Raw genomic sequence first — 21120 nt, 5'->3', positions numbered from 1 at the left:
GACCTCACCTCCCTAAACCCTTTTGTGTTCGAGTCGACCTGTGTCAGGGCGGCTGTCCCTATGAACGCAGAAGTACGTATAAACGCAGTTTTCAAGGTCTGATACCATCCCCGCGCACAAACCCGACCATCCTGCGCACAACCCGGCATCAAACGAACCGAATCCCGCCCATAACGAGCCGTTTCCGACCAAAGCCGGCCGCGAATCGACCCGATTCTCCCCTTAAAGACCCGCATAACCACCCAAATCCCGAGAATCGGTCAGATTGTGCGCGCCCCGACCAGCCGCCCGCATCCCGTAAACTACCCCGCCCAAGGAGCACCCCATGAACTTCACCACCGACCGCTTTGTGGTCACCGGCGGGGCCGGTTTTCTCGGCCGCGCGGTCTGCCAGAAACTCAAAGAGCGAGGCGTCACCGACGACCGGCTCTTCGTCCCCCGACGCAAAGACTTCGACCTCACCGTCGAGGCCGACGTCGTCCGGATGTACGAGCAGGCCAAGCCCGATGTCGTCATCCACCTCGCCGCCGAAGTCGGCGGGATCGGGGCCAACCGCGACCACCCCGGTCGCTTCTTCTTCGCCAACGCCGCGATGGGCCTGCACCTGATCGAGCAGGGCCGGCAGCGCGGGCTCAAGAAGTTTGTCCAGACCGGTACCGTCTGTGCTTATCCCAAGTTTGCCGAGGTACCCTTCAACGAAGACGCGATCTGGGACGGCTATCCCGAAGAGACCAACGCGCCCTACGGCGTCGCCAAGAAGGCGCTCTTTGTCATGCTCGATGGCTACCGCAGAGAGTTCGGTCTGGCCAGTTCGGTCATAGTCCCGGTCAACCTTTTCGGCCCGCACGACAACTTCGACCTGCATACTTCGCACGTCATCCCGGCGCTCATCCGCAAGTGTGTCGAGGCCAAGCGCAACAATGCCACACATATCGACTGCTGGGGCACGGGCTCTGCGTCGCGAGAGTTCCTGTACGTCGATGACGCCGCCGAGGGCATCCTTGTTGCGACCGAGAAGATGGATGACCCGACACCCATCAACCTCGGCACGGGCTCGGAGATCAAGATCAAGGACCTGGTCGAACTGGTCGTCAAACTCACTGGCTTTGAAGGCGAGATCCGCTGGGACGCGACCAAGCCCGACGGCCAGCCCCGGCGGTGTCTGGATACGTCCAAGGCCGAGAAGCTGCTGGGCTGGAAGGCCGCCGTCGAACTGGAGACCGGGCTCCAGCAGACGATCGACTGGTTCCTGGAGCAGGACGAGATCCGCGAGGTCGTTTACGGTTAAGGGATGCCAGCTGAGTCAGGCGCTCGCCGCCACGTGATCTCGATCGGGAATTTCGACGGTGTCCACCTCGGGCACAAGGCGATCCTGCGCGAAGCTAGAGCGATGGCCGACGCCTCAGATGCCGGCGTGCTGGCGCTGCCATTTGATCCGCATCCGGCGACGTGGCTGGCACCCGAGCGCGTCCCGCCGAGGCTGACCTCGCGGACGCAGCGGGAGCGCTGGCTCCGGGCCGCGGGGTGTGATGAGGTGGTGTTTCTGACGCCGGATGAGCAGACGCTTGGTCAGGAGGCCGAGGCCTTTATCGAGGGGCTGGTCGAGCGGTACCGGCCGACGGGCTTTGTGGAGGGGCCGGATTTTCGGTTCGGTCATCAGCGCAAGGGCGATCTCGACCTGCTGCGATCGCTTGGCGAAACGCACGGTTTCGCGGTGCGGGTGGTGGAGCCTGTCGAGGTGGTGCTGCACGATCGGATGGTGCATCGGGCCGGGAGTTCGCTGGCGCGCTGGCTGGTCGGGCACGGGCGGGTGGAGGATGCGACGCGCGTCCTGGGACGGGCTTTTGCGTTGGAATCGACCATCGTCAAGGGCGAGCAGCGTGGACGCGGGATCGGGTTTCCGACGATCAATCTGGACGCCGAGGCGCTGCGTCCGTTCATCCTGCCGGCGGATGGGGTCTACGCGGGGATGGCCGAGATCGAGGGCGAGACGCAGGCGTATCCGGCGGCGATCAGCGTCGGTGTGAAGCCGACGTTCAAGGGTTCAGAGGTCACGGTCGAGGCGCATCTGCTGGGTCTTGATGACGAGGTGTATGGCCGCGGGGTGTCGCTGAGTTTTGTGAAGTGGGTGCGGGATCAGCAGGCGTTTGATGGGCTGGAGGCGCTGGTCAGGCAGCTCTCGCGGGACGTGGAGCAGGTGCGGGCCTGGGCGGATGAGGATGTGCTGGTGGTGGGTGATCCGGCGATGGCTTCGGTGGTGAAGCGGCTGGCGGGGGCTTAGGAAGGATGGATCGTGGCTGAACAAGAGACGACCTGGCCGAGGCTTGAACCCTACCGGAGCACCCTAGGTGAAGATGGCGCGGTCGCCTGGCTGGAGGGTCTGAAGGAAGCGGCGAGCGGAGGGGGTGAGGTGCGGGTGGTGACGCATGCGAAGCCGGATGGGGATGCGTTCGGGTCGGTCGTGGCGGTGGTGGGGACGCTGCGGGCGATCGGCGTGGCGGCGCGGGGGTATGTGGTGCCGCCGGTGCCGCCTGGGATTGAGCAGTTGCCGGGTCAGGAGATGGTGACGGTGCTGGCGGATGAAGCGGCTGTTACTGAGCTGGCGGCGACGGCGGGTGGGTCGACGGTGATCGTGGATACGGGGGCGTGGTCGCAGCTGGGAGCGTTGGCGGAGGTGGTGGCGGGGGGGTTGGAGCGGACGCTTTTGATTGACCATCACCTGTCGGGGGATGTGCCTGCGGGGGAGCGGCTGATCGATACCGGGGCGGCAGCGTGCTGCGAGGTGTTGTGGCCGATCGTTCGGCGTCTGCTGGATGGGGCCGGGGTGGCGATGCCGGAGGCGGTTCGGGATGGGCTGTATGCGGGGCTGGCGTCGGATACGGGGTGGTTTCGGTTCTCGAACACGCGGCCGGGGACGCTGCGGGCGGCGGCGGACCTGATCGAGCTGGGGACGGATCACACGCTGCTTTACGAGACGCTGAACCAGTCGGAGCGGCCGGAGAAGCTGAAGCTGCTACGGGCGGCGATCGATCGGCTGGAGCTGCTTTTCGGGGCTCGGGTCGCGGTGATGTCGCTTCGGCGGGCGGATTTTGAGGCGGCGGGGGCGCGGGAGGAGGAGACGGAGCGGATGGTGGATCTCCCGCAGGTGGTGGCAACGGTGCGGGTGGTGGTGCTGGTGTGCGAGCGGCTGGACGGGAAGGGGTGCAAGCTGAGTTTTCGGTCGAAGCCGGCTCCGGCGGATGGGAGCGGGCCGGAGGCGGTGAATGTGGCGGCGATCGCGGGGTTGTTCGGGGGTGGGGGTCACGCGCGGGCGGCGGGGGCGAAATCGGGGGCGGGCTTGGAGGAGACGCTGGGGTTGCTGCGTGAGCGGTTGGCCGAGTTTATGACCTAGACAGGCTATTGGGTCGCCCGGATCCGGCTAAATTTTCTGGCTGAATGGCGTAAGGCTAGCCGGTGTGGAGCGGGCGTGGTGGGTCTTTGGCTTTGTCTTATTTAAGGGTTTGTTTTTATGTCGTTTATAGCATTGGCGGTGCTGGCCGAGGCGTGTGGAGAAGCTGCAGATAACTCGGGATCGTCAAGGGTGTTATGGGTCCGATTTTATTCTTAGAGGCTTGTCGCAGCGGGGCTTAGTGAACGATATGGTTGTTTTGCGTCGGTGCTCTCTGGGACAGGGGGTTTTGGTGATAACTCGAACGAGGGGGCCTGTTTCGGGGGCCTGAATGAGGCTAGCCTTGTTTTGATTAGAGGCTGGGAGGGGTGTTTTTGTGGGATTGTGGCGGATGGGGGCTGTCCGGCTGTGGATAAACTGGCAGGTGCTGACGGGGTTGGGGTGGCGGGGCGGGCCGGAAAAAAAAGCGCGGCTTCTAAGTTTGTGAAACGGCGCAATTTGCGCCGATTGCGTCAGGTTGACCCCTACATTTGCTAAAGTTTTGGATTGCGAACCCAAGATATAGGGGTAGGATAGGCGACGGTCGTGATGATCGAATCGTGACCGTTTTTGGGCCGGTGTGTCCTGTCTTTGAGGCTTCGTGCCGCTGACAACTGAGTTTAAGGGAACAGCCTGCTGCGGCGAGCGCTGTGGACTGCGCGATCTCTTTGGCCTGGGTGTTTGGCGATTTCGGGGCCCTGGATGGGGCCGGGGCATGGATGCCCGCCGGCTCAGTTTGAAGGGTTGCCTATTTGGGTGACTCGACACGAGAGCGTTTGTTTGTAATCTGTTCGGTATGGCCGAGCAGCAGAGAGACCGAAGAGCCTCGCCCCCGGAAGTTCCGGGGGATGGGCGTGAGCAGGACGCCGGGCGTGTTGCTGAGACCCCCGGAAGCACCCCCGGAAGTTGGACAGGAAAGAAGACCATGGCCGTTCTCTGCGATTCACAGATCCGCGAGCTGGTGAGCATCGAGCCTTTTGAGGAGGCGACGAAGCGGAGCGGGCGGATTTCGTATGGCGTGTCGTCGTATGGGTATGACGTTCGGGTGGGGACGCTATTCAAGATTTTTACGAACGCGCCGACGGATGGCGGTCAGTCGATCGTGGATCCGAAGCGGTTTGATGACCGGTCGTTTGTGACGGTGGATACGGAGGAGACGGGGCGGGATCATGTGATCATCCCGCCTAACTCGTTTGCGTTGTGCGAGACGGTGGAGACGTTTTCGATACCGCGGGACATGCTGGTGATCTGCGTGGGCAAGAGCACGTATGCGCGGTGCGGGATTATTGTGAACGTGACGCCTCTGGAGCCGGAGTGGCGGGGGAAGGTGACGATCGAGATCAGCAACACGACGCCGTTGCCGGCGAAGATCTATGCGAATGAGGGGATCGCCCAGATGATCTTCTTGAAGGGTGATCGGGTGTGTGCGGTGAGCTATGCGGACAAGGCGGGGAAGTATCAGGACCAGACCGGGTTGGTGCTGCCGAGGGTGGATTGAGACATACACACAGGTGAAGGTTGATTCATTGCACATTCGATTGATTGCATCTGTCTTTATAGTTTCTTCATTCCTGATTCTTATTTCAGGTTGCCAGCCCCGTTCCACGGGCGGTCGTCTGATCTCGGGTGTGAATCCTTCGGGGTTGCCGGATGCTCGTTATCTGGTGGGGACGGCGGTGGACCAGGTGGACTATGACGCGCCGGTGGCGGGGACGGCTTACATCGTGGATCGGGATCAGTCGCGGGTGATTGCGATCAAGTCGTTGGCGGCGGGGGAGAACTGGAACTATCAGTTTCCGAAGGTGCCGGAGCGTGAGATCGCGAGCACGTTCGGGCCGGATCAGCGGACGTTTGAGCTTCGCGTGAGCCTGTATTTTATCCCTGCGTCGGACATGGGGTACGACCGTATCCCGAGTGCACGATCGAGGGCGAGTGTCGAGACTTCCCGGCGACGCCGGTAACCGTTTTTATTGTTCGTTATTTCGTCATTTTTAGACAAGACAAGGACTGTCATTCATGAAGATCAATCGTCGTTTCACCGAGTCGGGCACGGATGTTTTTGAGAGTGTGTCGTGGACGCGTCGGTCGTGTCGGATCGGGAATCTGGACGGGTCGGTGGTGTTTGAGATGACGGACGCTGAGGTTCCGGCGTCGTGGTCGCAGCTGGCTTCGGACATCATGATTTCGAAGTATTTCCGTAAGGCGGGTGTGCCGGCGGATGGCGGGGTGCATGGTCTGCCTGACCCGGACTGGTCGGCGGAGAAGAAGGTGAATGGGGCGGTGCCGGTGGGGCCGGAGAAGTCGGCGCGGCAGGTGATTCACCGGCTGGCGGGTTGCTGGCGGGCTTGGGGCGAGGCGCACAACTACTTCGATACGGCGGAGGATGCGCAGGCGTTTTATGACGAGTTGTGCTACATGTTGCTGCATCAGATGGCGGCGCCGAACTCGCCGCAGTGGTTCAACACGGGGTTGAACTGGGCTTATGGGATCAATGGCCCGGCGCAGGGGCACTACTACACGGACCCGGTGACGGGTGAGACGAAGAAGTCGGAGGATGCTTACGGGCATCCGCAGCCGCACGCGTGCTTTATCCAGTCGGTGGGGGATGACCTGGTGAACGAGGGCGGGATCATGGACCTGTGGGTTCGTGAGGCGCGGCTGTTTAAGTATGGGTCGGGCACGGGGACGAACTTCTCGTCGGTGCGTGGTGAGAACGAGCCGTTGTCGGGCGGGGGCAAGAGCTCGGGGCTGATGAGCTTTTTGAAGATCGGTGACCGTGCGGCGGGTGCGATCAAGTCGGGCGGGACGACGCGACGCGCGGCGAAGATGGTGTGTCTGGATCTGGATCACCCGGACATTGAGGACTTCGTGAACTGGAAGGTTCGCGAGGAGATCAAGGTGGCGGCGTTGGTGGAGGGGTTCAAGGCGATCGGCGGGGAGAAGGCTTCGGAGAATGATCCGGAGACGATCGGCGAGACGGCGTCGCGGCTGGGGTTGACTTTGGACTATGACTTTAATGGTGAGTCGTACCAGACGGTGTCGGGTCAGAACTCGAACAACTCGGTGCGGATCCCGAACGCTTTCTTTGAGGCGGTGGATTCGGGTTCGGACTGGGTGCTTCGGAACCGGACGGTGGATTCGGATGCGAAGACGCTGAAGGCGGCGAAGCTGTGGGACCAGATTGGTTATGCGGCGTGGCGTTGTGCGGACCCGGGCGTGCAGTTTGATTCGACGATCAACGAGTGGCACACGTGCCCGGAGAGCGGTCGGATCAATGCGTCGAACCCGTGTTCGGAGTACATGTTCCTGGACAATACGGCATGCAACCTGGCGTCGCTGAACCTGCTGACGTTTTACGACGCGGAGGCGCGGTCGTTGGATCTTGAGGCGTATGAGAACGCGATCGGCATCTGGACGGCGGTGCTGGAGATCTCGGTGCTGATGGCTCAGTATCCGAGTGAGTCGATTGCGCGGCTGTCTTACGAGTACCGGACGCTGGGGCTGGGGTATGCGAACCTCGGTGCGATGCTGATGCAGGCGGGGATTCCTTATGACTCGGAGCGGGCTCGGGCGATCTCGGGTTGTCTGACGGCGATCCTGACGGGTCGGAGTTATGCGACGAGTGCGCTGCTGGCGAAGGAGCTGGGGGCGTTTATGGGTTATGAGAAGAACCAGAAGCACATGCTGCGGGTGATGCGGAATCACCGGCGGGCTGCTTACGGGGTGCCTCGTGATCCGGCGATGTCGACGAACCATTCGCTTGGGTCGTATGAGGATCTGGACATCATGCCGGTGCCGATTGATGCGGGGAATCTGACTTCGGATCGTGAGGCGGCGGGTGTGCTGAGCAACTCGGATGATCTGGCGGATCGTGCGAAGGTGGCGTGGGACGATGCGGTGTCGCTTGGCGAGTCTCACGGGTATCGGAATGCCCAGGTGACGGTGATCGCACCGACGGGGACGATCGGGCTCCTGATGGATTGCGATACGACGGGCGTGGAGCCGGACTTTGCGTTGGTGAAGTTCAAGAAGCTGGCGGGCGGTGGTTACTTCAAGATCGCGAATCAGTCCCTGAAGCCGGCGTTGGCTGCTCTCGGGTATAGCGAGCAGGAGCAGGACTCGATCATCACGTATGTGATGGGGACGCTGGACCTTGAGGTGCCGATGCCGGCGGTCAATGGCCAGTCGGCGGTAGATGGTCCCACGTTCGCGGACTTCCTGCGTGAGGCGGGTCTGGAGCAGAGTGATCTGGATGCGTTGACGAAGGCGTTGCCGACGGTGTTCGAGGTGGGTCAGGCGTTTACGGCCTGGACGCTTGGCGATGAGGCGATGCGTCGGTTGGGTATGGCGGACAAGGTGGACGTGCCTGGTTTTGATCTGCTCAAGGCGCTGGGTCTGACGGCGAAGCAGGTGGAGGTGCTGAATCTGGCGATCTGCGGGACGCAGACGGTGGAGGGTGCGCCTGATCTGAAGGATGAGCATCTGCCGGTGTTTGATTGTGCGAACAAGTGCGGCAAGCTCGGCAAGCGGTTCATCGCGCCGCAGGGTCATATTCGGATGATGGCGGCGGCGCAGCCGTTTATCTCGGGTGCGATTAGCAAGACGATCAATTTGCCGCATGAGGCGGGTGTGGAGGACATCCTGTCTTCTTACCGACTCAGTTGGGAGCTTGGTCTGAAGGCGAATGCGTTGTATCGCGATGGTTGCAAGCTGAGTCAGCCGCTTAACTCGAGCAGCAGCGAGGCGTCGGATGAAGACGTGCTTGAGGCTGAGCAGGATGAGGAAGCGGTGGAGCTCGCGAAGGAAGAAGTCGCTGAGGAGGTTGTCGCGGTGGCTTCGGGTGGGGGTGAGATTCGCGAGCGGATTGTTGAGCGGATCGTGGAGCGTCCGCTTCGGCGTCGGCTGCCAGACACGCGGTATAGCCGGACGCATAAGTTCAATGTGGCTGGTCACGAGGGCTATCTGACGGTTGGGCTTTATGAGGACGGGACGCCTGGCGAGCTGTTCATCACGATGGCGAAGGAAGGCTCGACGATTGGAGGGCTGATGGATTCGCTGGGTACGGCGATTTCGGTGGCGCTTCAGTATGGCGTGCCGGTGGAGTCGCTGGTGACGAAGTTCACGCATCAGCGGTTTGAGCCGGCTGGCATGACGCATAACCCGGACATTCCGTTTGCGAAGAGTCTGGTGGACTACATCTTCCGTTGGATGGGGATGGAGTTTGTGGCTGGGTATCGGTCGGCGAACGCGCCGCTTCGATCGACGGATTCGGATGGCGATGAGAAGCCGGTGACGAACCGGTCGATGCCTGGGATCAAGCCGGTGGCTAGCGGTAACGGTCATGGCCACGGCAACGGTCATGGTCATGCGAGGCCGGTGGCGTCGCCTAAGGGTGGCGGGACGGCGGTCTTGACCGAGAAGAAGGTTGAGAAACAGCCGCGTTTTGAGATCGAATCGGACCGGATCACGGTGGATGATTCGAGTCTGGATGCGGCGATGAAGGGGCTGCAGGCGGATGCGCCGGCGTGTGATGTCTGTGGGACGATTACGGTGCGAAATGGTACTTGCTACAAGTGCATGAACTGCGGCAACTCGATGGGTTGCTCTTGACCCCCCCCCGCCTAAGGCAGTGACTCTGGTTTACAGAGGTCTGCTGGTGGTGTGAAAGATTACATCGCGTTTAACTTGCTTCTTCCCTCTCCGCCCCCTCGTCACGTTATGTGGTGAGGGGGCTTTTTTGTGGGGTGGTACACTTGGGGTGTGAGTTCAGTGACGGCGGACAGGTCGGTTTCGGAGGTGCTGGCTGCTGCTGAGGAGGGCGGCTGGCGGGCGCGGGTGGCTGTGGCTTGTGGGGTGGTGATCGCGGTGGTGGTGTTGATTCCGGGGTTGGTGCCGACGTTTGTGAATCCGTGGCTGGAGACGGACCCGCGGGTGGAGGGGCTGCCGGAGGCGTTGGGGGGGATGACGGGGACGATGGCGGTGGGGTTGCAGGTGGTGGGTATGGTGGCGGCGGGGATCGGGATGGGGGTGTCGCGGGGCTTACGAACTTGGTGGTTGTTGTTGGCGGGGTTTGGATGCGTGGGGGCGCTGGGGAGTGTGATGATGGGGGCGGGGTCGACGGGGAATCGGGTGATGGTGGGGTCGTGGGTGGCGGGGGTGGTGATGGCGGTGGGGATGGCGAGCTTGGTGGCGGATCGAGGGCATGGGGTGGCGGTGCGTCGGTGGGTGGTGGCTGCGTTGGTGGCGGGGCTGGTGCCTTTGACGGTGGATGCGCTGTGGCAGGTGCTGGTAGAGCATCCTCAGAACGTGCGGTTTTTTGAGCGGACGATGGATGAGATGCTGGCGGCGCGGGGGTGGGTGGAGAGGTCGCCTGAGCACTTGTTGTTTGAGAGGCGGATGATGTTTTCGGATGCGACGGGGGGGTATGCGTTGTCGAATGTGCTGGGGTCGGTGGGTGCTGGGTTGGCTTGTCTGGGGTTGGGCTTTGTCGGGTTGCGGCTAAGGGATCGGGGGACGCTGACGGCGGTGGGGGTGGTGTTGATGGGGGGTGTGTTGGTTTGGTTGACGGCGTCGCGAGGGGCGATGGGGGCGATGGTGTTGGGGCTGGTTTGGTTTGGTTTGGTGTGGTGGTTGGGGGGGCGGATCAAGCGTGCGTGGTTGCGGGGCGTGGTGGTGGGTGGTTTGGGGGTTGGGATGGTGTTGGTGCCGTGGCTGGCGATCGGTTGGGCGGGACTACAGGGCGCTCCTCCACCGCCTGGGGAGGGTGAGGCGTTGCCGGGGTGGTTGAGTCTGTTGTTTCGGTATTGGTATCTGGAGGCGGGGGTGCGGATGCTGGTGGAGGTGCCGGGGGTTTGGTGGATGGCGGTGGGCCCGCAGGGGTTTGCGCTCATGTTTGGTTGGATGAAGGATCCGATGCTGCCTGAGGAGGTGGCGAGCACGCATAACGTGGTGATCGATCTGCTGGTGATGCTTGGGGTTTATGGGTTGTGTTGGCTGGTGTTGGGTGGGTGGTGGCTCTGGCGGGCTATATGCCCCCCCGCATTAGACGAGGGGGAGCCGCAAGACTTGCGGGGGGGTGAGCCGAACTGGTTGGGTGGGTTGGTGGTGGCGGGGTTGTTGCTGATGCCGGTGACGTGGGTGTTGCTGCCGACGTTGTTGGTGGAGACGGCGTTTTTGCAGCTGGTGGTGTTTGGGGGTTACGCGGTGGCGGTGGCGTGGCTGGCGGAGGTGGGTCGCGGGGTGTCGGGGCGGGTGATGGGGATGGGGTTGGCTGCGGGGGCGCTGGTGCTGGTGGTGCACGGGCAGATGGAGATGACGTTTTTTAATGGGGGGGCTTCGCAGCTGGCGTGGATGGTGTTGGGGTTGGCGGGGGGGGTGGGGGCGGGGGTGAATGTGCGTATTGCGGTTTGGCTTGAGAAACTCCGGGGTATTGTGAAGCTTGGTTATGGGCCCGGGTTTTTAGTGGCCTACGCCTTGTTGGTTGCGATCCCGATTTCGCGTATCGAGGCGGGGAGTGTTGAGGTGGCGAGATTCCTAGTCCAAGGAGAACCTGATCGCGCTATCGGTGTAATGACTAAAGATGAGTTTTTGTATCTAGAGTGTGAAGAGTGGCAGGCCTGGGCTTTTCGCTTGGGGATGGAGAAGGCTCATGCGGGGGTAAGCCTTAATGATGAGGCGATAGTTAGAGATGGCTACAGTGAAGCTCTAAGATCAATCCCACTCGGGGATGATGCAGACCTCAAAAAAGTGCACAGACGTTTTTTGGATCTTGGTTTATTCATGGTAGATCACGCTTCATATTTTGGGAATAATTCTGTAGAGAGGAATCTGGGAATACTCACACGGGCTCATCATGAACATGCTGGGCCCCTGGTTGCATTTTCCCCTTACAGCGTCAGGACCATTCTTCTGATGGTTGATTTGAAGATTCGGATGGGTGAATACGATCTGGCCTATGCTGATCTTGAAGCGGCACGTCGGATCAATGCGGGGTTGTATCTGGATCCGTTGAAGCAGCTGCCGGCGGAGCGGTTTGAGGGGTTGGCGGAGCGGATTGCGGTGGGGCGGGGTGGTGGGTGAGGGGTACGGCTGGTTCTTGGGAGGCTGACTAGGCAATGATCGTTTCTGTCAAGAACCAGTGATCGTTGGATGACTTTTGCTACAGAGCCCGGCCATGTCATGGCCGGGTTAGGGGGTGTTGGTTCTGTGGGCACGCGGCGTGCCCACAGCCACCCGAGATTTTGGCTGTCGTGTGGAGAGGTCCGGGCCGACACGGCCCGGCTCACCAGAGGCATGGGTAGCTAGAGGTCGTTGGGTGGGGCGTGAGGGTCATGGCAGGTTCTTAGGAGGCTGACTAGGCAATGATCGTCGCTGTCAAGAACCAGTGATCGTTGGGTGTCTTTTCCTGCAGAGCCCGGCCATGTCATGGCCGGGTTATGGAGGTGTTGGTTGGGACTCGAGTGGGTGTTTTGGCGTTTTAAAGCACAGCCGCAGTGACACACCGTGGCTCGCAAGCAGGGAGATTATTGAGGATTGGGTCAGGTGGTTTGGAAGCGGGTGCCGGTGGTTCGTTCGAAGATGTCTTCGAGGGTGGGTTCGGAGAGGGTGGTGGTGCGGAGGCGGTGTTGGTGGTGGTCGAGGAGGTGGCGGAGGGCGGCGGGGCCGTCGGTGACTTCGAGTCGGGCCTCGGCGAAGACGCGGTCGGGGAGGGGGGTGGCGGCGAAGTTTTGGGTGAGGTCGTCGATGAGGTGGGTGAGGTCTTCGGAGGTGTGGGCGGCGAAGGCGAGGACGGCACCGCCTGACTGGGCTTTGAGGTTGGCGGGGGTGCCCTGGGCGACGATGCGTCCCTGGTCGAGGATGACGACGCGGTCGGCGGCTTCGGCTTCGTCGATGAGGTGGGTGGTCATGAGGACGGTGAGGCCGGAGCGTTGTCGTTCGTCGTGGAGGCTCTGCCAGAACTGGCGGCGGGCGGAGGGGTCGACGCCTGTGGAGGGCTCGTCGAGGATGAGGAGGCTGGGGTTGTGGAGGAGGGCCTTGGCGAGTTCGGCTCTGCGGGCGAGGCCGCCTGAGAGGGTTTTGACTTTGTCGTTGGCGCGGTCGGTGAGGCCGACGGCGTCGAGTCGTTCGGGGACGCGGTGGCGGAGGTCGGCGGCGGAGAGTCCGTAGACGCGGCCCTGTAGGCGGAGGTTTTCGGCGACGGTGAGTTCTTTGTCGAGGCTGGGGCTCTGGAAGACGACGCCTAGGTTTTGGCGGATGGTGTCGGCGGCGACGCGGAGGTCGTGACCGAGGAGGCTGATGCGGGGGATGACGTTGGGTTTGCCGGATGCGGTGATGGCGGTGGTGAGGATGCGGAACAGGGTGGACTTGCCGGAGCCATTGGGGCCGAGGAGAGCGACGAAATCGCCTTGCTGGACGTCGAGTTGGATGTCTTCAAGGGCGTAGATGTCGGCCTTGGCGTATTGATGGCTGAGGGCGTCGATCGCGACGGCGACCGGTGGTTGGGTTGCGTCGGCGGGGGAGCCCGGCTGGGTGATGGTTGGCGAAGAGGCGAGCGTCACGTGCGGTCCCAGGCGAGGACGGAGAGTACGATCGGGAGGTAGAGGAGCGAGGTGAGGAAGACGACCTTGGCTCGCTTATCGCAGGGGTTAAAGGCGAACCAGATGCCTGTGGCGGCGAAGGCGATGGTGGTGCCGAGGGCGATGATGGCGTAGAGGAGGCCTGCTGTGCCGAAGCCTGCGAGTGGGAGGATGGCGGCGGCGATCAGGAGGAGGCTGGTGACGACGACGTGTGCGGAGACCTGTGAGCCCTTGGTGTCGACGACGGGGAGCATCTTGAGGCCGGCGGCGGCGTACTGGTTGCGGTAGAGCCAGGCGATGGCCATGAAGTGAGGGATCTGCCAGACGAGCATGATGAGGAAGGCGGGCCAGGCGTCGAGGCTGAGGACTCCGGCTCCGGCGGCGTAACCGATGAAGGGGGGCATGGCTCCGGGGATGGCGCCGAGGTGGGTGGACCAGGGGGTGATGGCTTTGAGGGGGGTGTAGATGAGGACGTAGGTGAGGAGGGTGGCGAGGGCGAGCCAGGCGGCGAGGGGCGTGGCGAAGGCGTAGAGGATGGCGGTGCCGAGGGCGGCGGTGATGAGGCCGATGAGGATGCCTTCGGTGACGGAGATGCGGCCGGCGGCGAGGGGTCGGGTGGCGGTTCGCTGCATGCGGGCGTCGGCGTTGCGTTCCCAGACCTGGTTGAGGATGCCTGAGGAGATACAGGTGAGGCCGACGCCTGCGGTCATGGCGGCGATGACGGTGGCGTTCCAGTTCTCCATGGCGACGGCCATGGCGTAGCCGACCCATGCGGTCAGGACGACCATGATGGTGATGCGTGGCTTGGAGAGCTCCAGGTAGTCGCGGAGCCGGCCGGGTGCGGCGGCAGTTTCGGGTGGGGGTTGTTCCGGAACGGACTCGGTGGTGGAGAGGGCCTGGCTCATGCCGTGCTCCCGACGGGCACGGGCTGGCTCTGGGTTTGGCCGTTGACTTCAGATGGCTGGGGGCTGCCGCCTTTGGGGGTGTTGGAGGGGGGGGTGATGTGTTTGATGGTGACCTGTGCGGGTTCGCTGGCCCAGACGATGTGGGCCCGGCAGGCGAGCCAGACGGTGGCGGCGAGGAGGAGTGCGCCGAGTGACTGGTGCATGGTGGCGAAGGTGGGGTGGATCTCGGCCCAGACGGTCATGATGCCTAGCATGACTTGGGCGGCCATGAGGGCGACGACGTTGATGAGGGGAACTAGGACTTCGCCACGGCCGGCCATTTGGGTGAGGACAAGCCATCCGGCGAGGGCGGTGACGAGGATGACGACGATGGCCCAGGCTCGGTGGGTGAAGTGGAGGTGGACCTTGCCGGCGGTGGTGTCGATGGGGACGCGGTCGATGAGGTTTTCGGGGAGATTGAGGATGGCGGTGTCGAGTTGCTGCTGGTTCATCGGGGGGACGAGTGAACCGTAGGAGAGGGGGGCATCTGGGATGGCTCGTTCGGCGTCGAAGTGTCGGATGGAGGCACCTAGGGCGAGTTGGACGAAGAGGACGGCGACGACGGACCAGCAGGCGTAGGTGGTGAGGCGGCCGCCCAGGGTGCGTTTGGCTTTTTCTCGGATGGTGGCACGTGTCCAGAGTCCGCCGGTGGCGACGATCACGAAGATGACGATGGCGAAGAAGACCTGGCCGACGACGCCATGGACGGCGGCGAGGATCTGAGATTCTTCGGTGACGCGGAAGCCGCCCATGAGTCCCTGGATGATGACGAGGATGATCATGGGGATGCCGAGCCAGCGGAGCCAGGGTTTGGGGGCCCAGATGGCTAGGCCGGTGCCGAGGAGGAGGGTCAGGAAACCGACCCAGGAGCCGATGAGGCGGTGGGCGTGTTCCCAGAAGGTGCCGACGTCGTAGAACCAGACCTCGAGGGGGGCGAGGAACATGTTGTAGCCGAAGGTTCCGGGCCAGTCGGGGACGGCGAGGCCGGCGTCGAGGGAGGTGACGTGGCCGCCAAAGCCGATGAGGGTGAAGGTGGAGAGGGCCAGGAGGATGGCCAGTGCGTGGAGGGTCCGGCGGTAAGGGGCGCGGTATGGAGAATCTGCGTCCTTCGCGTTCATGGCGAGCTTTCTGGAAGTATCGGTGCGTGGATGTAACCCTTGATTATACTCATCCGAGGGCCTGCCGCCGGGTGTTTTGGCAAAAGGTCTTTCTCGTCGAGCGTGCTTGTTGGGCACGTGGTTTTTTACGGTCTGGAGTTGTCCCATGGTCGAGCCTGTGAACGGGTCGGTCGCCCGGAGCGGGCGGCGGATTGAGATGTATGACACGACGCTGCGTGACGGGACGCAGGGTGCTGAGATTGCGTTGACTTTGGCAGACAAGCTGAAGCTGACGCGGGCTCTGGATGAGCTTGGGTTCGATTACATCGAAGGGGGGTATCCCCTATCGAATCCGAAGGACTCGGCGTATTTCGAGCAGGTGAAGTCGCTGGGGCTGAAGCATGCGAAGGTGACGGCTTTCGGGATGACGCGTCGGAAGGGGGTTGAGGCGAAGGATGATCCGGGGATGCGGGCGCTGGTGGCGGCGGAGGCACCGATTATCGCGATCGTGGGGAAGACGTGGGACCTGCATGTTGACGAGGTGCTGCGGGTGAGTCACGAGGAGAATCTGGCGATGATCCGTGACTCGGTGGGGTTCTGTGCGCAGGCGGGGAGCACGGAGCAGGTGTTTTATGACGCGGAGCATTTCTTTGATGGGTACAAGGCGAATCCGGATTATGCGCTGGCGACGTTGAAGGCTGCGCTCGAGGGTGGGGCGACGCGGCTGGTGCTTTGCGATACGAATGGGGGGTCGCTGCCTGATTTCATCAAGGAAGCCGTGACGGCTGTGCGGAGCGAGTTTGGCTTGGGTGACTCGTTGGAGGGGGCGTCGGGTCCGTTGCTGGCGATCCATGTGCATAACGATGGGGCGCTGGCGGTGGCGAACTCGATGGCTGCTTTGGAGGCGGGTTGCGTGCAGGTGCAGGGGACCATCAACGGGATCGGTGAGCGGTGCGGGAATGTGGATCTGATTCCGATCGCTGCGAACCTGCGGCTGAAGCTGGGGCATGATTGTCTGGCTGAGGATGCGGTGCCGGGTCTGCATGGGCTGGCGATGCTGGTGTATGAGTTGGCGGGGATGACGCCTGTGGCGGGGCAGCCTTATGTGGGGGCGAATGCGTTCACGCACAAGGGCGGGATGCACGTTCATGCGGTGCAGCGGATCGCGCACAGTTATGAGCATGTCCCGCCTGAGACGGTGGGGAACCAGCGTCGGGTGCTGGTGTCGGAGTTGGCTGGGGCGAGCAACATCGCTGCGCAGGTGGGGGTGAAGTTCGGGATTGAGGAGGACAAGGCGACGCAGCGGAAGGTGCTGGAGAAGATCCAGGACCTGGAGCATGAGGGGTATCAGTTTGAGTCGGCGGAGGCGTCGATGGAGCTGATGGTTTACGAGGCGCTGGACAAGCGGCCGGCGTTCTGGGATCTGCATCACTATCGGTGTGTGATTCTCAAGCGGGATGGGGATGGTGAGACGAGCACCGAGGGCACGGTGAAGCTGTCGGTGAATGACCAGACGGAGTATCGGGTGGCGGAGGGGGATGGCCCGGTGAACGCGTTGTATGAGGCGCTGGTGAAGTGCCTGGGCGAGCACTACCCGGAGGTTCGGCGGATTCATCTGTCGGACTACAAGGTGCGTGTGGTGAACCCGACGGCGGAGACGGCGGCGCGGGTGCGTGTGGTGATTGAGTTCCAGTCGACGGCGGAGGATGGGACGACGCGGGTGTTCTCGACGGTGGGTGTGGATGAGAACATCGTGGAGGCGAGCTGGGAGGCGATCTCGGATGCGTTTCAGTATTTGTTGATAGAGACGCGGGCTGGGGTTGAGTGTTAAATGTGGATTCCGCGCTATTGGGCCAAGGGATGGGGCGAGGTTCAGCATTCGTACAATGCAGAGTTGGTTCGGACTGAGGCATGGGGCTGGTCTGATGACAGCGAGGCAGCTGCCCAACGGGTTGCGGAAGAACGTGCGACCCGCATCGCCAGCAGCTTAGCTGGCGATGCGATTCCTGCCTCATGGTATGACTACATGGATAGGCCTGTTCGTGAGGAGATTGTTGAGGATCGGTCTTGGGGAATCATTACAAGGAACGCTCAGGGTGCGCTAGTGCTTAACTGTGCCAGTGCGATGTTTATCGATGTGGATCGATTTTCTAGCAAGCACTGGTTTGGTCGTTTTTTCTCTGGACTTTTCGACGGCAACAAGGTTCTAAGAGGGGCTCCTGAAATAAGCTTGCTCAGGTCATTTGCTGCTGACCACAAGGATTGGTGTTTCCGCGTCTACAAAACGTATGCCGGGTATCGATACCTTGTGACTCACCAACAGTTCGACCCGACATCCGAAGAGACCCATTCTGTCATGAATGCCGTGGGTGCTGACAAACGGTACGTTCATCTATGCAGGGGCCAGCGGTGTTTTCGAGCGAGGCTAACACCAAAGCCATGGCGGTGTGGTCTCGAATCACCTCTACATCGATTTCCGTTCGAGCTGGACACGGAGCGGTCAGAAATGCGTCTTTGGCTTGATCGTTACGAACGGGCGATTTCCCGGTATGCCACTGCGTCACTCATCGAGGTTATTGGCAGTCGTGTTGCGCAGAAAATCGATGAAGTCGTGCAACTACATGACGAGTGGTGCAAGGTAGGGTCTGATCTGCCGTTGGCTTAGCCTTTGACGGCTCCGAGGGTGACGCCTTTGGTTAGGTGGCGTTGGAGCATGAGGTAGATGATGAGGGTGGGGACGACGATGAGGACGAGTCCGGCGAAGACCATGCCCCAGTCGACTTCGTACTGGCTGACGATGGTGATGTTGGCGAGTCCGAGGGGTAGGGTTCTGAGGTTTTCGGAGCCTTCGCCTGAGAGGAACATGAAGGCGAGGAAGTATTCGTTCCAGGTTCCGATGAAGGAGAAGATGGCGACGGTGATGAGTCCGGGTCGTGCGAGGGGGAGCATGACGCGGGTGAAGGCTCCGAACTCGGTGCAGCCGTCGAGGAGGGCGGCTTCGTGGAGGGATTTGGGGAGTGAGCGGAAGAAGCCGGTGAGGATAAAGATGGCGAAGGGGAGTCCGACGGCGATGTAGACGAGGATGAGGCCGAAGCGGGAGCTGAGCAGGCCCATGGCTTTGAGCTGGAAGAAGAGGGGGACAACGGCGAGCTGGAGGGGGATCATGAGCCCGCCGAGGAAGTAGAAGAGGGTGGCTTTGGCTCCTGGGAAGGCGAATCGGGCGAGGGCGTAGGCGGCCATCGCGCCGATGAAGACGACGCCTGCGACGGTGATGAAGGTGACGGCGACGGAGTTGAAGAAGTATTCGCCGAAGCTGCCGGTGGTCCAGGCTCGGGTGAAGTTGTCGGTGGCGAGGTTGTCGATGGGCGGGGGTGCGAAGGGGGCGTCGAAGACCTCGGCGGAGGGCTTGAGGGAGGTCATGAAGAGCCAGAGCATGGGGAAGAGGGTGATCAGCAGGTAGCAGATGAGGAGGGTGTAGATGGCTCCCATGGTGAGGACGGTTTTGGGTGTGGTGCGTTTCTCACTCATGGTTTAGAGCTCCACCGCTTCGCGTTTCATGAGCCGGAGGGTGGCTGCGGTTCCGAAGAAGACCATGATGAAGAGGAGGACGGCGATGGCAGCGGCCTGGCCGACCCTGAACTCCGAGAACATGGCCCAGACCATGCGGGTGCCGATGACGTGGGTTTGTGTGTTGGGAGACTGGTTGGTGAGGAGCCAGATGACCTCGAAGGCTTTCATGCCGGCGATGACGAGGAAGACGATGGAGACGGAGAGGGCTTCCCAGATGAGGGGTATGGTGATGGTCCAGAACTGGTGCCAGGGGGTGGCTCCGTCGATCTCGGCGGCTTCGTAGAGGGATTCGGGGATGGACTGCATGGCGGCGAGGTAGAGGACCATGTTGAAGCCGCAGGCGGCCCAGATCATCATCGGGATGAGGGACCAGTAGAGGTTCTGCTGTGAGAGCCAGGCGTAGTTTTCGAACCCCCGGAAGTTAAGGCCCATAGCGATCGCGGTGGTTTCCAGATTCAGATAGTTCAGGAGGTCGGCAAGTGCGACGAGTCCTTCGTTGATGGGTCCGCCGGCGGGGTTGTACATCTGTTGCCAGAGGAGGATGGCGGCGACGCCGAGGAGGTTGGGGAAGAAGAAGACGATGCGGAAGAGCCATGAGCCCCAGACGCCCCGGGAGAGGCAGGTCGCGAGGAAGAGGGCGAGGGGGATCACGAACAGGGGGATGACGAACATGATGAAGAAGTTGTTGCGGAGGGCGATCCAGAAGCCGTCGTCTTCGAAGAGGAGTCTTTGGAAGTGGAGGAAGCCGATGGGCTCCATGTCGGTGAGGCCGTCCCAGCGTTGGACGGACCATGCGAAGCTGGAGAGTGAGGGGATGACGACGAAGACGGAGTAGAAGAGCAGGGCGGGCAGGAGGAAGACGGCGACGACGGAGAAGCGGATGCGCATGCCGCCGGCTTCGACTTTGTCGCGGTTGGTGTAGGCGCGGCGGATCTGGAGGGAGGTCATCACGAGGACGTAGACGACGCCTGCTCCGAGGATGGTGAGGAGGAGGATGGGTTTGAAGACGTGGCGGACGGTGACGTGGTCGGGGTTTTCTTTCTGGGCGCGGATCTTGGCGGCGGCGTCTTCGAGGAAGCGTGCTTCGGCGGCGGGGTCGAAGTTGTCGGCTTCGAGAATTCTGGTTCGGACGTCCTGCCACTGCTGGTTGATTTCGGCGAAGTCGTCGTCGGGGGTGGCGGCGAAGATGGAGGTGACGGTTTCGAGGACGGCAGCGACTTCGCGGAGGTCGGGGTTGAGGGCGGTCTGGTTGACGCCTCGGATGGCGACGGGGCGTTGCTCGTTGCCGGCGATGATGGCGGCCTGCTCGGGGGCGGTGGCAAAGCGCATGAACTCGACGGCGGCTTCGGGGTTGGGCGCGGCGGAGAAGACGAAGTAGTAGCCGGTTCCGCCGGCGATAGCGGTGGGTTCTGCGTTGGGTCCTGGGACGTAGGGGTATTTGAAGAAGCCGACTTCGAAGTCGTCGGGGATCTGGTCGGCCATTTCGGTGAGGAGCCAGGTCCCGCACATGACCATGGCGGTGTTGCCGCGGAAGAACTCGAGCTGAGCCTGGGTGTGGGACATGCCCTCGGCGCCGGGCTGGAAGTGTTCATCTGCGAGTTTGCGGACGAGCCGGAGCATCTCGATCATCACGGGATGGTCGTAGGTGCCTTCCTGGCCCTTCTGCATGGCTTCGAAGTAGTCACGTCCGCCTAGCTGGTAGAGGGTGGTGTTGATGAGTTGGTGGAGGTATTGGGGGTACTGGCCCTGGAAGGCGATGGGGGCGATGCCGTCGCCTTCGGCCTGGATCTGCTCGCAGAGGGCGAGGAGTTCGTCCCAGGTTTCTGGGGTTTGCCAGCCTTTTTCGCGGAAGAGCTTGCGGTTGTACCAGAAGCCGTAGGTGGAGTACCAGAGTGGGATGCCGTAGTTCTGGCCGTTGTATCGGAAGCGGTCGAAGCTGCCTGGGAGGAAGGTTTCGCGCCAGGTGGGCTGGCCGGGCCCGCGGGGTGCGTCGAGGAACTCGTCGAGGGGCTGGATCTTGCCGGCTTCGATGAGGCGGCCGTAGTTGACGGGGGCGTCGGAGACTTCGGGGAAGGAGCCTTCGAGGATTCGGACGCGGACCTTGTCGACGATGCGGGGGTCCTGGCTGTAGAGGATGCGGACGCCTGTGTTCTGTCTTTCGTACTCGCGGGCAATCTGTTCGAGTCCGCGGGCGAAGAGCATGGCCTGGACTTCGGTGGGTTGCTGGTCGGCGAGCGCGTGGTGATTGAGGCTGAGGAGTGTCAGCAGGAGGAGGGTGAGGGATTTGAGGTATCGATGAGGCGTCATGCGTGGTGGAGGATACCAGAGGCGGGGTCTTATAGAACGCTTTTTTGGTGTTGTTGGCTGTTTGATCTTTGCCAGGTTGCCAATTTGCGGATTGATGCTTGACGTTGGGCGGTGCTGTTGTTTACTTTCTTATCAGAAATGTCTTGCGGGCATTTCTGGCTGACAGCTTTGATTTGAGAGGACGCTGACCGGCAGTTGTG

Annotated in this window: 14 protein-coding genes; 9 read left to right on the top strand and 5 right to left on the bottom strand. The window is 62.0% G+C overall.

Annotation, left to right across the window (positions count from 1 at the left end; translation table 11 throughout):
* The first annotated feature begins 325 nt into the window (after nt 1–325).
* From ACQZAB_RS13850 to ACQZAB_RS13820, 7 genes are all read left to right on the top strand, one after another.
* Nucleotides 326–1288, top strand: coding sequence for a GDP-L-fucose synthase family protein (locus ACQZAB_RS13850; protein WP_428390107.1), 963 nt, complete (start codon nt 326–328; stop codon nt 1286–1288).
* Nucleotides 1289–1291: 3 nt separating this feature from the next.
* Nucleotides 1292–2281, top strand: a complete 990-nt coding sequence (ribF, locus tag ACQZAB_RS13845; protein WP_428390106.1) for a riboflavin biosynthesis protein RibF — start codon at nt 1292–1294, stop codon at nt 2279–2281.
* 12 nt (nt 2282–2293) lie between these two features.
* On the top strand, nt 2294–3391 hold the full coding sequence (locus ACQZAB_RS13840; protein ID WP_428390105.1) for a DHH family phosphoesterase: 1098 nt from the start codon (nt 2294–2296) through the stop codon (nt 3389–3391).
* Nucleotides 3392–4352: 961 nt separating this feature from the next.
* Nucleotides 4353–4925, top strand: coding sequence for a dCTP deaminase (gene dcd / locus ACQZAB_RS13835; RefSeq protein WP_428390104.1), 573 nt, complete (start codon nt 4353–4355; stop codon nt 4923–4925).
* 145 nt (nt 4926–5070) lie between these two features.
* Nucleotides 5071–5388: a hypothetical protein gene (locus ACQZAB_RS13830; protein WP_428390103.1), complete on the top strand. Its 318-nt coding sequence runs from the start codon at nt 5071–5073 to the stop codon at nt 5386–5388.
* Nucleotides 5389–5443: 55 nt separating this feature from the next.
* Complete coding sequence (locus ACQZAB_RS13825) at nt 5444–9037, top strand: adenosylcobalamin-dependent ribonucleoside-diphosphate reductase (protein ID WP_428390102.1); 3594 nt, start codon at nt 5444–5446, stop codon at nt 9035–9037.
* Nucleotides 9038–9187: 150 nt separating this feature from the next.
* Nucleotides 9188–11506, top strand: coding sequence for an O-antigen ligase family protein (locus ACQZAB_RS13820; protein WP_428390101.1), 2319 nt, complete (start codon nt 9188–9190; stop codon nt 11504–11506).
* A gap of 458 nt (nt 11507–11964) precedes the next feature.
* Here the strand turns inward: ACQZAB_RS13820 and ACQZAB_RS13815 are convergent, their stop codons facing one another.
* The 3 genes from ACQZAB_RS13815 to ACQZAB_RS13805 are packed head-to-tail and all read right to left on the bottom strand — an operon-like array spanning nt 11965 to nt 15064.
* Nucleotides 11965–12984 (bottom strand): ABC transporter ATP-binding protein, encoded by a 1020-nt coding sequence (locus ACQZAB_RS13815; protein ID WP_428390100.1) that lies wholly within the window; start codon nt 12982–12984, stop codon nt 11965–11967.
* Nucleotides 12981–13907, bottom strand: a complete 927-nt coding sequence (gene cyoE / locus ACQZAB_RS13810; protein ID WP_428390099.1) for a heme o synthase — start codon at nt 13905–13907, stop codon at nt 12981–12983. The genes ACQZAB_RS13815 and cyoE overlap by 4 nt, the downstream gene beginning before the upstream one ends.
* Nucleotides 13904–15064, bottom strand: coding sequence for a COX15/CtaA family protein (locus ACQZAB_RS13805; RefSeq protein WP_428390098.1), 1161 nt, complete (start codon nt 15062–15064; stop codon nt 13904–13906). The genes cyoE and ACQZAB_RS13805 overlap by 4 nt, the downstream gene beginning before the upstream one ends.
* A gap of 145 nt (nt 15065–15209) precedes the next feature.
* On the opposite strand from ACQZAB_RS13805, the gene cimA reads away from it, so the two are divergent.
* Together cimA and ACQZAB_RS13795 are read left to right on the top strand one after the other, a co-directional pair.
* Entirely contained in the window at nt 15210–16874 is a 1665-nt protein-coding gene (gene cimA, locus ACQZAB_RS13800) for a citramalate synthase (protein ID WP_428390097.1), read from the top strand.
* Nucleotides 16875–17708 (top strand): hypothetical protein, encoded by an 834-nt coding sequence (locus ACQZAB_RS13795; protein WP_428390096.1) that lies wholly within the window; start codon nt 16875–16877, stop codon nt 17706–17708.
* Here the strand turns inward: ACQZAB_RS13795 and ACQZAB_RS13790 are convergent.
* Nucleotides 17705–18571, bottom strand: coding sequence for a carbohydrate ABC transporter permease (locus tag ACQZAB_RS13790; protein ID WP_428390095.1), 867 nt, complete (start codon nt 18569–18571; stop codon nt 17705–17707). The genes ACQZAB_RS13795 and ACQZAB_RS13790 overlap by 4 nt on opposite strands.
* 3 nt (nt 18572–18574) lie before the next feature.
* On the bottom strand, nt 18575–20920 hold the full coding sequence (locus ACQZAB_RS13785; RefSeq protein WP_428390094.1) for an extracellular solute-binding protein: 2346 nt from the start codon (nt 20918–20920) through the stop codon (nt 18575–18577).
* Nucleotides 20921–21120 lie beyond the last annotated feature (200 nt).

The sequence above is a fragment of the Mucisphaera sp. genome (assembly GCF_965279675.1).
GTDB lineage: Bacteria > Planctomycetota > Phycisphaerae > Phycisphaerales > Phycisphaeraceae > Mucisphaera.
Note: the sequence above shows the minus strand (reverse complement) of the source record. Positions and strands in the feature narration are given on the sequence as shown.

Bases quoted from the DNA above. Each gene is read 5' to 3' on its own strand.
- ACQZAB_RS13850 (WP_428390107.1), top strand. From the start codon at position 326: ATGAACTTCACCACCGACCGCTTTGTGGTCACCGGCGGGGCCGGTTTT.
- ribF (WP_428390106.1), top strand. From the start codon at position 1,292: ATGCCAGCTGAGTCAGGCGCTCGCCGCCACGTGATCTCGATCGGGAAT.
- dcd (WP_428390104.1), top strand. From the start codon at position 4,353: ATGGCCGTTCTCTGCGATTCACAGATCCGCGAGCTGGTGAGCATCGAG.
- ACQZAB_RS13825 (WP_428390102.1), top strand. From the start codon at position 5,444: ATGAAGATCAATCGTCGTTTCACCGAGTCGGGCACGGATGTTTTTGAG.
- cyoE (WP_428390099.1), bottom strand. From the start codon at position 13,907: ATGAGCCAGGCCCTCTCCACCACCGAGTCCGTTCCGGAACAACCCCCA.
- ACQZAB_RS13805 (WP_428390098.1), bottom strand. From the start codon at position 15,064: ATGAACGCGAAGGACGCAGATTCTCCATACCGCGCCCCTTACCGCCGG.
- cimA (WP_428390097.1), top strand. From the start codon at position 15,210: ATGGTCGAGCCTGTGAACGGGTCGGTCGCCCGGAGCGGGCGGCGGATT.
- ACQZAB_RS13795 (WP_428390096.1), top strand. From the start codon at position 16,875: ATGTGGATTCCGCGCTATTGGGCCAAGGGATGGGGCGAGGTTCAGCAT.
- ACQZAB_RS13790 (WP_428390095.1), bottom strand. From the start codon at position 18,571: ATGAGTGAGAAACGCACCACACCCAAAACCGTCCTCACCATGGGAGCC.
- ACQZAB_RS13785 (WP_428390094.1), bottom strand. From the start codon at position 20,920: ATGACGCCTCATCGATACCTCAAATCCCTCACCCTCCTCCTGCTGACA.